11 protein-coding genes and 1 riboswitch are annotated in these 11538 nt (G+C 38.9%); of the genes, 3 read left to right on the top strand and 8 right to left on the bottom strand.

The features are described 5' to 3' along the window. Nucleotides 1–150 precede the first annotated feature (150 nt). Both ACFX4E_RS05040 and ACFX4E_RS05035 read left to right on the top strand, forming a co-directional pair. The gene (locus ACFX4E_RS05040) at nucleotides 151–384 is read left to right on the top strand and encodes a YczF family membrane protein (RefSeq protein WP_377237837.1); all 234 of its coding nucleotides are present in this window, start codon (nucleotides 151–153) and stop codon (nucleotides 382–384) included. A gap of 167 nt (nucleotides 385–551) precedes the next feature. Then, the gene (locus ACFX4E_RS05035; RefSeq protein ID WP_377258861.1) at nucleotides 552–1724 is read left to right on the top strand and encodes a hypothetical protein; all 1173 of its coding nucleotides are present in this window, start codon (nucleotides 552–554) and stop codon (nucleotides 1722–1724) included. A gap of 51 nt (nucleotides 1725–1775) precedes the next feature. On the opposite strand, the gene ACFX4E_RS05030 is transcribed toward ACFX4E_RS05035, so the two are convergent. The 4 genes from ACFX4E_RS05030 to ACFX4E_RS05015 form a co-directional block, all read right to left on the bottom strand. After that, nucleotides 1776–3209, bottom strand: a complete 1434-nt coding sequence (locus ACFX4E_RS05030; protein WP_043978423.1) for an amino acid permease — start codon at nucleotides 3207–3209, stop codon at nucleotides 1776–1778. 235 nt (nucleotides 3210–3444) lie between these two features. Further along, on the bottom strand, nucleotides 3445–4344 hold the full coding sequence (gene rocF / locus ACFX4E_RS05025) for an arginase (RefSeq protein WP_013058586.1): 900 nt from the start codon (nucleotides 4342–4344) through the stop codon (nucleotides 3445–3447). Between the two features lie 509 nt (nucleotides 4345–4853). Continuing rightward, complete coding sequence (gene ggt, locus ACFX4E_RS05020) at nucleotides 4854–6932, bottom strand: gamma-glutamyltransferase (RefSeq protein WP_377237839.1); 2079 nt, start codon at nucleotides 6930–6932, stop codon at nucleotides 4854–4856. A 408-nt stretch (nucleotides 6933–7340) separates the two neighbouring features. After that, nucleotides 7341–7838, bottom strand: coding sequence for a tetratricopeptide repeat protein (locus ACFX4E_RS05015; RefSeq protein WP_253351746.1), 498 nt, complete (start codon nucleotides 7836–7838; stop codon nucleotides 7341–7343). Between the two features lie 174 nt (nucleotides 7839–8012). Here ACFX4E_RS05015 and ACFX4E_RS05010 point away from each other — a divergent pair, with 174 nt between their 5' ends. Then, nucleotides 8013–8099 (top strand): YjcZ family sporulation protein, encoded by an 87-nt coding sequence (locus ACFX4E_RS05010; protein ID WP_016765201.1) that lies wholly within the window; start codon nucleotides 8013–8015, stop codon nucleotides 8097–8099. A 188-nt stretch (nucleotides 8100–8287) separates the two neighbouring features. Here ACFX4E_RS05010 and ACFX4E_RS05005 read toward each other — a convergent pair whose 3' ends face one another. From ACFX4E_RS05005 to ACFX4E_RS04990, 4 genes are all read right to left on the bottom strand, one after another. Next, nucleotides 8288–8368, bottom strand: coding sequence for a YjcZ family sporulation protein (locus tag ACFX4E_RS05005; RefSeq protein WP_016765202.1), 81 nt, complete (start codon nucleotides 8366–8368; stop codon nucleotides 8288–8290). Between the two features lie 326 nt (nucleotides 8369–8694). Then, a complete protein-coding gene (locus tag ACFX4E_RS05000; RefSeq protein WP_028410995.1) occupies nucleotides 8695–10014 on the bottom strand; it encodes a TrkH family potassium uptake protein in 1320 nt (439 codons plus the stop codon). A 3-nt stretch (nucleotides 10015–10017) separates the two neighbouring features. Further along, nucleotides 10018–10677, bottom strand: a complete 660-nt coding sequence (locus ACFX4E_RS04995; protein ID WP_013058591.1) for a potassium channel family protein — start codon at nucleotides 10675–10677, stop codon at nucleotides 10018–10020. 124 nt (nucleotides 10678–10801) lie between these two features. Then, nucleotides 10802–10946, bottom strand: a riboswitch (cyclic di-AMP (ydaO/yuaA leader). 115 nt (nucleotides 10947–11061) lie between these two features. After that, nucleotides 11062–11520, bottom strand: coding sequence for a carboxymuconolactone decarboxylase family protein (locus tag ACFX4E_RS04990; protein ID WP_377237840.1), 459 nt, complete (start codon nucleotides 11518–11520; stop codon nucleotides 11062–11064). Nucleotides 11521–11538: the final 18 nt, after the last annotated feature.

Genomic DNA, 11538 nt, shown 5'->3' with positions numbered 1-11538 from the left:
AACACCTTTCTTTTCTTTTTTTTAGATTTTTCCAAATAAATGCTTTGTATGCAATTTTTAATAGAGCAATCAACGCGTAAGACAAAAAAATAACAAAAACTATCGGTAGAATGTTTTCAAGAAAAAAAACAAAACCGGAGAGTGAGACGTATGAAAATCGTTTGGATATCAGCTTTGCTGTTAGGATGCTTAATGGGATTTTCTATGGGAGTGGATATGATACAAGGATTTAGTTTTTCCATGGCCTTGCAAAATGCCTACAGTCCGTTTCGGGTTATGGAGTTCGCTGAACTATTTGTCCTTTTTTTCCTTTTGTTCTGTTTTGTAGCTGAAGTATTTTATCGTTCATTTAAAGTGAAAAAAGCAAAACAGCGACAAAAATAAAACTCTGTAAAAAACACATATTTCTCCTTTTTACCACCTATTCTCCTTCTCATTTAAATGTTATAATTTTCATAATTGGAAAAACTTTTACACGCCTTTCTACATGGAAAGCTGTACGCTTAAACTACAAAATAAACATTGACTTTGAACTAAAAGGTGAAGAAATGATGAAAAAAAAATTAGCCGTTATTAGTACAGCTTGCTTACTTATTCTTGCAAGTGATCCCATCCCTTCTTATGCTACTCCCGATTCCCCGGACTCCTCTTCCGACGTTTTGGACCAGTCAACAGACGTGGATACAACTGAAGATGTAAAAGCAATTTTTGACTCCCTCTATCAAGAAGGCTATTCGCTTGGAGAAGAAGATGGATACGCACAGAAAAAATTCGAACAGTTTGATCAAACAACAGGACTGGACAAATCTTCTGAAGAATTCACGTGGTTTATGATGGGGTATACGGTAGGATATAAAAAAGGACAGCAGCAAAAAGAGGAAGAACTCAAGACTGAACAAGAAAATGAAATGGCTGCCGGCGAAGAGGAAGGCTATCAGCAAGGCGTCCTTGATTACAAACATGCTACTATTCAGTCAGAAATCGACCCTTTTCCTTCTAAGTCATCCGACTGGAATAAAGGGTATGTTCAAGGCTACAAAAAAGCTATTTCTTTAATGGACTTATCTGTTAAAGCAAAAAAAGAAGGCTATGACCAAGGTCTTGAAAATGATTCAATGAGTGTTCCGAGCATGTATGATGATGAGGATGTCACACGTCAGGCTTTTACAGAAGGCTTTGAAACCGCTAAAGCCGAAGTGCTGAAGCACCAAAAAAAGCAGTTTGAAAAGCAGGGCTACGTACAAGGCTATCACGTCCTTTCATTAGAAGTACCTGCAGAAGCAGAAGGCGAATTGCAAACAGCCTTTGAGCAAGGATATGAAAAAGGACAGAAACAAAAGCAAAAAGACGTAAAAGCAGACGGATACGACTCAGCTTTCACTTATCAGACCTATAGAGCGCCTAAAAGTCTTCAGGACAAGCCCGAGCTAGAAAAATGGTACAAAGCAGGTTTTTATTCGAATAAAGATGTGAAATCTTTACAGCAAAAAGCTTATAAAGACGGCTGGAAACTCGGAAAAGAAGTGAGCGTTCCCAGAAAATACAAGCAAAATAAAGCTGCGGTGGCAATGTACAAGAAATATTTTGAGCAAGGCCAAAAAAAGCAGGATAAAACAGTGAGTCATATCCTGCTCGGCAGCGGTATTGTTCTTACACTGGTTGCTCTTATCACGCTATGGAGGCTCCGCCGCCGTAAAAATGAAGACACAACACTAGATAGCTAAAAACGAGTACATGAAAAACCCGGAAAATCACGATTTTCCGGGTTTTTTATGTTAAATAATCATTCGTTTATTTTCCGCAAGCTGAACTTCTTGCTCTTGTTTTGACTGATTTTGTTTTCGAATTTTCAAATAATAATAAACATAGCAGCCTATAAAGAAAATACCTCCGCAGTATAACGCCATTCGCTGCTCGGGATCAAACGCAAGACTGATCATAACGATACAGTTCGTAATAAGCGCTACGATAGGAAGAACCGGATAAAGAGGTGTTCTAAATTTCAGATCTTCCACTTTTCCACCTTTAGCCACGTAAGCACGACGAAATGCAAGCAGTGAAGCGGTAATCGCAATCCAGCCAATTTGAGCACCGAGTCCAGCGAGTGAAATCAGCCATACAAAAACGGTTTTAGCTGCCACTACGCTTGAAAGCAGCGAAAAACATGAAATCACAAGCGTAATTAATAGTGCATTAAACGGAACTCCTCTTTTGTTAACTTTTCCAAGCGCAGGACTTGCCATTCCTTCTCTTGAAAGAGAATAAAGCATACGTGTAGCCGCGTAAAATCCAGAGTTTGCGACTGAAAGAAGAGCTGTTAAAATGATAAAGTTCATAATATCCGCCGCGTAAGGTACACCTACACTGTCTAACACAACAACAAATGGGCTTTCTACGACGCCTGCTTTTTCACGAGGAATCATGCTTGCTAGGACAAACACGGATAAGACGAAAAAGAAAAGCGTACGCCAAACCGTTTGCTTAATCGCTTTTGGAATTGTTTTTTCTGGATTTTCACTTTCCCCTGCCGCAATTCCAATCAATTCTGTTCCTTGAAACGAAAAGTTCACCGTAATCATTGTAATCAGCAAAGCCGTTACGCCATTTGGAAACAGCCCTTCGGCAAAGAAGTTTGATAGAAGCGGTGCTTCCTGTCCGCTTTTCATATCAATGAGTCCAAACATCGCCGCTCCGCCTACAACAATAAACATAATGATGGCGAAAATTTTAACGCTTGAAAACCAAAATTCTGTTTCACCAAATGCTTTAGCTGAAAGTGCATTTAGTGAAAAAATTAACGCTCCAAAAATGGCGCACCATAACCAAACGGGCGAGTCTGGGAACCATCTTTGCATTAATTGTCCGGCAGCTAAGAACTCAAGCGCCACCGTTACTGCCCATCCTAGCCAGTACAGCCATCCAATCGCAAAACCGGTTGCAGGGCCGATAAATTTAGTGGAGTACGTTTGAAACGATCCTGCAACTGGCATAGCAACAGATAATTCTCCAAGACACAGCATCGTTAGATACATAATGATCCCTCCTACTAAGTAGGAAATCATTGCTCCCATCGGACCTGCTTCATTGATGGTATAACCTGAACCCAGAAAAAAACCGGTACCAATACATCCTCCTAGTGATATCATAAAAAGATGCCTTGTTTTCATCGTTCTTTTTAATTCTCCTGGCTGTCCCTGTGGAATATTCATCCCATTTCCTCCCTTTGCTGCATAAAAAAATGAAATCGCTTTCATTTTTTTTAGGTTTATTTTGTTTTTATAGCCGCTTACTAGGTAGCTCTTCATGGCTCAAGTCCATTAATGCCGGATGTTTTTCAAATGGCGCCAGCCCCGTAGCGAGGATGGCAGCCGCTTAGCCCTGCATGAACGTTTATTGGATCATAAAAGATTTTCTTCTACACGATACCTATTAAGTAGCTCTTTCTTATAAAAGCTTATCGCCAAACAATGAACTCATTAACGCAACCGCTACTTCTGCAGTTTTGTTATGCTGATCTAAAATAGGGTTCACTTCTACAAATTCAGCAGATGTCACCATATCTGCTTCCGCTAGCATTTCCATTGCTAAATGACTTTCTCGGTAGCTGATGCCGCCTTTTACAGGTGTACCTACGCCTGGTGCATCATCCGGATCTAAGCCGTCTAAGTCCAGCGACAGGTGCACGCCGTCTGTACCGCTTAAATAATCAATCGTTTCTTTCATCACTTGCGTCATACCTAAACGATCAATTTCATGCATGGTATACACTTTAATTCCTTTTTCTTTAATTAACTCTTTTTCACCATCATCCAATGAGCGTGCACCGATAATAACTAGATTTTCAGGTTTAATTTTTGGGGTATACCCTCCAATATTTAAAAGTACAGGATGTCCAATACCAAGGCTCACCGCTAACGGCATGCCGTGAATATTGCCTGATGGAGATGTTTCAGCGGTGTTTAAATCACCGTGAGCATCATACCAAATAACGCCTAAATTTTCTGAACCTTTCGCGACTCCTGCAAGCGTTCCAATTGCAATGCTGTGGTCTCCGCCTAATATTAACGGAAAACGGTCTTGCTCTCTCACTTCTTCAACTCGTGCAGCAAGCTGTTCATTTCCGCTCGCTACAGCCGCTAAGTTTTTCAAATTCGTATTTTTATCTACGTCTGCCCGCTCTTTAATTTCTACTTTAATATCGCCTTCATCGTGTACGGTATAGCCAAGAGCTTCTAAGCGTGTATTCATGCCTGCATAGCGGATCGCGCTCGGCCCCATGTCTACACCCCTTCTTGTTTGTCCGTAATCCATTGGTACACCGATAATTGAAATGTCTTTTTTCATTTTCTATACCTCCGTTGCATTTTATTCTGTGTGAAGTAAACATAGGTGTTTATGTAACTATGTATTTTTTTCATTGATACAGCCCCTCATCTATTTCTTATGCAAAAATGATGCCAACTTTGTTTGTAGCATTCTATCAGTCTTTCTATCACGGGTTTTCTTACACATGCAAAAAAAACTGTCGATTTCTACAACTTTTTGGCAAACTACGCAAATTTTTTTGTCGTTTGGTTTAAAATCGCCAATTTTATTTGCTTTCATAAAAAAGAGATTGCGACATAACAAAATTCATTCAATTTAAAGATGAACAAATGGAATAAAGGAGCGAGTATGGATCGCTCGTTACACCGCTGTTGATTTACGTGCAACAGCTAGAAGTAACTACACACTGAAAACCTACGTTTGCCATACCAATAAAAAAATCCGAACGAGTTGGATTCTCCATCAAGAATCTCAATTCATCGTTCGGATTTTTCTTCACCTAAACTACTTTTGTCCCAGTCTCTTTTTTAATTTGTAATAACGTCTCCGTCTTCATCATCGCCGGCATCGTCTTCACCAGGATCTTTTTCTAATGAGACCACTTTCTTTTCTTCATCCCATTTCACTTTGTAGCCAAGTGATTTGGCTACTTTGATAACTGATAAATACGAGTGATGATTTGGTTTATACAGCTTTAAGTCACTCGAATCAATGACGCCTAAGCCTAACAGCAGGCGATCCGACTGAACGTAAGGCTTTCCATCAATCAGCTTCACTTGCTTATCAGTAAATGGATAAACGGCACGGTTGACTTCAACTGTAAACTCTCCTTTTTTCTCTTCTTTAATTGGTTTTGGCTGTTTGGATACATATTTAATTGCGTCTACTCCTAGTACCGTGCCTTGGCGCGTATTATCAGCGCCTCCGTACATTTTCCCCGTTTCATAGTCATAGATAACCGCTTGAACGTTTCCAATGTGCTCAGGCTTTTCTTCAAACGCATGTCCTTTGGCCATCATTTCAAGAATTGTATCTTGGCTAAAGCCAGGTTCCCATCTTACGGTTGGGTAGCCGCCTGAATAAATACGAGGTGTTAAAATCGCTTTTTGAATCGGCATCTTATGGTCAATAACATTCATAATCGTTTCTGCTACAGACGCAATGATGGTGGGGCCTCCCGGTGAACCAATTGCCATAAACGGCTTTCCGTCTTTTAACAGGATCGTTGGAGACATGCTGCTTCGAGGACGTTTTTTAGGCTCAACCTCGTTCACGCCTCCCGGAGTGGCATCGAAATCCGTCATTTCATTGTTGAGCATAAATCCGTAGTCAGGAACCATAATTCCTGAACCAAAAACTTGTTCAATGGTAGTCGTGTAAGAAACCATGTTTCCCCATTTGTCTACAACAGAGAAATGAGTCGTTTGGCCGATTGGATTTTCTTCCTTTACTGTTGCTTTATTTGGATTTTCTTTTCCTTCATATTTCCAAGGGTCTCCTTCTTTGACATTAGGCGTTGCTTTGTTTGGATTAATTAATTTACGACGTTCTTTAATATAATCTTCATCTAACAGTCCTTTTTTCGGCACTTCGTAAAAGTCTTCATCTGCCATATACGCCGCGCGGTCCGCGAAAGCTAAGTGCATCGCTTCCGTTAAATGCTGCAAATACTGAGGCGTATTGGAACCCATTTTTTCTACATCATAACCTTCCATTAGCTTTAGAATCTGCTGCACGGTTAATCCGCCGGAGCTAGGAGGAGCTGCACTAACCACATCGTAGCCTCGGTAAGTTGTTTTGACCGGCTCACGTTCTTTTACAACGTAATTTTTCAAATCATCCATGGTCATGCTTCCATCGCGTTTTTGAACTTCTTTAACAAGCGCTTTTCCAATTTCTCCTTTATAAAGAGCGTCTGATCCTTCTTTTTGAATAAGCTTTAATGTTTTAGCAAGATCGGCCTGAATAAGCTTATCTCCTTCTTTTAACGGCTTGCCATTCGGCACAAATACATTACCGGCCGTTTGGTATCTTTCAAGCTTGTCTACATTTTCATCAATGTACTGAGCCATCGACCAATTTACTTTGATTCCTTGTTCTGCTTGAGTAATAGCTGGTTTAATAACATCTGATAAGTCCATTGTTCCATAATCTTTAAGGGCTGTTTCTACTCCTTTTAGCGTACCAGGAACTCCAACTGCCTTTCCTGTTATGTGACGCTTACTGAAAGGGATGACTTTTCCTTTTGAATCTAAAAACAGCTTAGGCGTGACATCAGCTGGTGCCATTTCACGGCTGTCTAACATCGTAATTTTATCTTTCTTTTTTTCATAAATCATCATAAAGCCGCCGCCGCCGATACCTGACATCATCGGTTCCACAACGTTTAGAGATAATTGAATGGCAGCTGCCGCATCTACAGCGTTTCCGCCTTCAGCTAAAACTTTCCTTCCCGCTTCAGCAGCCAGTGGGTGAGATGCCGCTACAATTCCTTGTGTAGCACCTCGTTTCATTGAATGGTCGACACCCGGAACTTCAGCAGCAGCTGGTGTGACAACTAAACTTAAACTAAATAATGCAATAACCAACATCTTCATAACCTTCATCTGGGTCTCCTCCTTCAAATACATTATTTCACATCGTCTGAAACGATGGATTTCACAAAGAATAAATTGGCTTATTATGATATTTTTTACATATATGTATAAATAAAAAGCAAAGTAAATCAGACCTTTGCTTTTTTAGTTAATTGCATGTTTACCTTTTTCTCTATTCATTTACAATTATCTATATTTTCCAACAATTTATCCATAGGCTGATAGTTTCTTACTATTTTTGGAATTATGTAGACTGAACGCTCTAATAATGTAGAAAATCTAGCAGTTAAGAAGTCGTTGGACTTACATGCATTTCTTAAAATTTTTATAAATATTCTTATTATTATATAAAAAGCAATTCTTTATGAAAATCAGCATATGTTTCCTCAAAACCAAAAATAAAACAGGACTTTTGATTCACCGTCCTGTTTGCAGCATGTCTTCGACTTTTTTAATATCTCCGTGAGTAGGATTGATTTCCCGGGCATAGGCGATTTGTTCTTTCGCTTTTTCCATTTCTTTTAATTGAATATAGGTTTTGGCGAGTTCGAGCGGCAGCATAATCCCTTCAAAACCAAGATCTTGCGCCCGCTGCAAATAAGACAGCGATTTTTCGTAATTCCCTCCAAACATAAGCGGAGTTTCCCGGTATTTTATTCCTCGAACGAAGTGCGCCAAGCTTGAAGATGGATTTAATGTTAGTGCCTGATGAAGAGCTCGGTCCATTTCTAAATTTAATACCATTTTTTCAAAGATAATTGATTCTTCGATTTGCTTTGCTAAACAAACCGCTAAGTAACAGTACAAATCAGATGCTTGAGGTTTTTTCTTCATTTCTTGTTGAATTTCGCGTTTGACCTCTCTCCACTTTCCCTCTTCTAGCTGATTCATGACGTATTCTACATGTATTCCCACCACTTTGCCCTCCTTTTCCTCTTTATCATAAAGGATTTCTGCACAAATGAAAAAAGTAAGTGTTCTTCATTCTTCTCAAAAGATCGTTACCGTTAAAAAATAGGCAAATTTCTCAATCACTTAACCCAATTAGTACATAGGATATAGAGACTTTTACTAAAGGAGGTTACACATATGGGCGCAAAAGGCGGTTTTGGTTTTTCATTTATCGTTGTTTTATTTATTCTATTAGTAATCGTAGGGTGTTCTTGCTACTACTAATTTCTAGAGGGGATGAACATCATTCATCCTCTTATTTCAAAAAAAAACCATGCTTTCGCATGGCTACATACCGATTAGATGAATGAGTAGAGGAACTCATTGTTCGGCAATATTGAAGAAATTTTTGGTTTTTACTTCCGCCTAGTATGCCCTTTTTGACGGGGGCTATGCGTAAATAAAGTTAACGTTTAAAAGCGAAAGCCAGACGCACCTACAATAACAAGTAAAACAAATAACACAACGATTAACGCAAAATTTTGTTTTCCCACGTACCATCCCTCACTTCCTATTATCTGCTTTTAGTGTATGCAACAGCTTGGCAAAATGTTTAGGACAGGGGTGCGGATTTTTCCAATGAGAAAAACCTTCAAATTCCGCCAAAAAAAGTGAATCATATTTTTGTTTCTTTCGTTATATATAGTAAGAGATTTTTTACTATAAAAAAGGGGGACCTTTAATGCGCCGACATTCCAAATTGCCCATTGTTCTTGTCTTTGCCTTCTTTTTATTCATCGCAACTGTTTTGTGCGTAACCTCTTATATGTCTTGAACGTATAAATAATATAAAAAAATCGCCTTATCGAAGGCGATTTTTCTACCCTAGCATTATATCTTCATTTGGATAACGAACAGCTTCGCGCTTTTGCTTAGATAATGAAAACGCAAGCGTTAATGGCCCCACTTTTCCTAAAAACATGATAAAGATAATAATTACGCGTCCAAAGTACGAAAGTTCAGGAGTTGCTCCCATTGATAAACCTACTGTTCCAAACGCTGAAACAACTTCAAACATAATTTTTACAAACGGAAGGTTTTCCGAAATATTTAACAGGAAAATGGCCCCAAATACAAACATAATTGAAATCATCGTGATGGCTAGTGCCTTAAACACGTGAAGAGGAAGAAGTCGTCTCTTTAACAGCACAATATCTTCCCGGCTTCGTAAAAATGCCCATACAGAAAAAACAATCACCACAAACGTTGTTAGTTTAATACCGCCTCCTGTTGACGCACTTCCTGCACCAATAAACATTAATAAGACCATTAAAAAGACCGTTGCATCATGCAGGTGAGCTAAATCAATTGTATTAAATCCAGCGGTTCTTGTCGTTACTGCTTGAAAATAAGAAGCCCATACTTTGTCTCCTAATGATAAATTTCCGAGCGTATGCGAATTGCTGTACTCTAAGAAAAAAATAAAAAGCATGGCAATCACATTAATCGCAAACGTGCTGATAATCATAATTTTTGAATGCAACGTTAGTTTTTTATACGATTTTTTCACCCACATATCAGCAAGAACGGTAAACCCTAACCCGCCAATGATGAACAAAAAAGAAATCGTTATGTTAATAATAGGATCTCCAACATACTGTACTAAGTTATCAGACAGTAGTCCAAACCCTGCGTTATTAAAAGCTGAAATTGAATGAAACAAGCTAAAGAACAGCCCCTTAGACCATCCGAATTCCGGAACCCAGCGTATCGCTAAAAAAATAAGTGCAATAAACTCAATTAAAAATGAAAAGATAAACAGCCTTTTAACTAGCAGGACAACTCCGCCGACGCTTGTTTGATTTAATGCCTGCTGAACGAGCATACGCTCTTTAAATCCAATTTTTTTACCTAGCATCATAAAAATCAACACGGCAAATGACATAATGCCAAGACCGCCTATTTGAATTAACAGCATAATGATCGTTTGACCGATGACGGTAAAACGCGTACCTGTATCTACGACGGCTAAGCCGGTCACTGTCATAGCGGAAGTAGATGTAAAAAGGGCGTCTACCCATCGGATTGGCTCAGTAGTAGAAAAAGGCATCATCAATAGAAGAGCACCCATAATAATTCCTCCGCCAAAAATGGAGACAAGCAGCTGCGGAGGGGTGAGTTTAATGATTTGTTTTTTCATGAGTTAAACTCCTTCTTCTTCAAAACGGTTCAAATCGCGGTTATGTCCGATAACAATAAGCATATCTCCTTGTTCAATTATTTCATGCGCGGTAGGCGAAATCACCATTTCCCCGTCTTTTCGCTGAAAGCCGATAATGTTGCAGCCGTACTTGGCACGAATGTTTAAATCAAACAGCGTTTTATTATGAAGTTTCTTAGAGGCGACAATTTCGACAATACTATAATCCTTTGATAATTCAATGTAATCAATGATTTTTTCTGACACTACGTGATGAGCAATACGTTTAGCAATATCACGCTCAGGATGAATGACTTTGTCTGCTCCTATTTTCTCCAGCACTTTTTGATGATACATATTCACTGCTTTTACCCATACTTGCTTAACGCCCATATCTTTTAAAAGCATCGTTGCGAGAACGCTTGCTTCGATATCATCCCCAAACGAAATAAGAGCATGATCAACATTGCGAATACCTAGCCCCTTTAAGCTAGCTTCATCAATCGCGTTTGCTTGCACAACATATGTAGCTGAGTTGCTAAATTTATTTACTACCTCCTGATTGCGGTCAATAGCGAGCACATCCACATCCAGATTAGCAAACTCTTCAACCAAACTGCCTCCAAAACGACCTAATCCCAATACAGCAAACTGTTTTTTCATAATGTATTTATTCCTTTCTTCAACTGCTGTGTGTTCTCTTAGCTTATACTTTTTCTAAAAAATTACATCTTTTTCTTAAAAAAAGCGCAAAAAAACACAGGAAGGCTCCTGTGTTTTTTCACACTCTTCCCCCTCAAAACGCTTGCGAAGTTAGCTGTCGGGTTCGGGTTTTAAGAGTAACCCTACCTTTTTAAGGATTCACCCCGAAGCACAATATGTGCGTAAATAATGGGTCCTCCGCTCCGTAATGGATTAAGCGATTTTTATTCAAATGTCTATGATCTATTTTTTAGAATAATCGATTCGATTCATGATACGTTTCACTTCACGAAAGCTATCTTACTCCTGTGAATTTTGTCTGTCAAGATATTTTTAGGGAAGACCTCACTTGCCCTGCAAGCTGCAAAAATCATATAAATCTAAACTGACAATCATTTTGTGAAATTGATCAAATAAATTAATAACAGCTAAAAGCTCTAACAGCTGCGTATCACTGTAAAATTTCTTTAATTGATCCATATCAGCATCGGTCAACTCCCTTGGACGCACTCGGTATACATCAATAAATCGAAACAGCAGTCGATCTTTTTCTTCCAGCTCTTTTTCTCTTAACACTTTTTGATTAAGCGTCTCATCGCCTACATATGACATGCTCATACATGTCTCACAGCCGTTAACACCTGCTAGATAAAGCCTTATTTTTTCCTTAGTCTCTCTCTCTACTATATCGCTGTTCCAAAGCGTGTTGTAAAGTTCATCATACAATCTTTTTACATGCGGAATTAAATTCAATGCTTTTTCAAAATTTGTTCCCTCTTCGTTTGCTAACAAAACTCTTGCCATTTTTTACTCACTCCTTTT

It is taken from the genome of Priestia sp. YIM B13491, from assembly GCF_042787605.1.
In the GTDB taxonomy this organism is placed as follows: domain Bacteria; phylum Bacillota; class Bacilli; order Bacillales; family Bacillaceae_H; genus Priestia; species Priestia megaterium_E.
The sequence above is the reverse complement of the archived record's forward strand: the minus strand, read 5'-3'. Positions and strand labels throughout refer to the sequence as shown.

Excerpts from the sequence above, each read along its gene's own strand:
- ACFX4E_RS05030 (WP_043978423.1), bottom strand. The coding sequence starts at position 3,209 with ATGAATATTCCACAGGGACAGCCAGGAGAATTAAAAAGAACGATGAAA.
- ACFX4E_RS04995 (WP_013058591.1), bottom strand. The coding sequence starts at position 10,677 with ATGAAAAAACAGTTTGCTGTATTGGGATTAGGTCGTTTTGGAGGCAGT.
- ACFX4E_RS05000 (WP_028410995.1), bottom strand. The coding sequence starts at position 10,014 with ATGAAAAAACAAATCATTAAACTCACCCCTCCGCAGCTGCTTGTCTCC.
- rocF (WP_013058586.1), bottom strand. The coding sequence starts at position 4,344 with ATGAAAAAAGACATTTCAATTATCGGTGTACCAATGGATTACGGACAA.
- ACFX4E_RS05040 (WP_377237837.1), top strand. The coding sequence starts at position 151 with ATGAAAATCGTTTGGATATCAGCTTTGCTGTTAGGATGCTTAATGGGA.
- ggt (WP_377237839.1), bottom strand. The coding sequence starts at position 6,932 with ATGAAGGTTATGAAGATGTTGGTTATTGCATTATTTAGTTTAAGTTTA.
- ACFX4E_RS05035 (WP_377258861.1), top strand. The coding sequence starts at position 552 with ATGAAAAAAAAATTAGCCGTTATTAGTACAGCTTGCTTACTTATTCTT.
- ACFX4E_RS05010 (WP_016765201.1), top strand. The coding sequence starts at position 8,013 with ATGGGCGCAAAAGGCGGTTTTGGTTTTTCATTTATCGTTGTTTTATTT.
- ACFX4E_RS04990 (WP_377237840.1), bottom strand. The coding sequence starts at position 11,520 with ATGGCAAGAGTTTTGTTAGCAAACGAAGAGGGAACAAATTTTGAAAAA.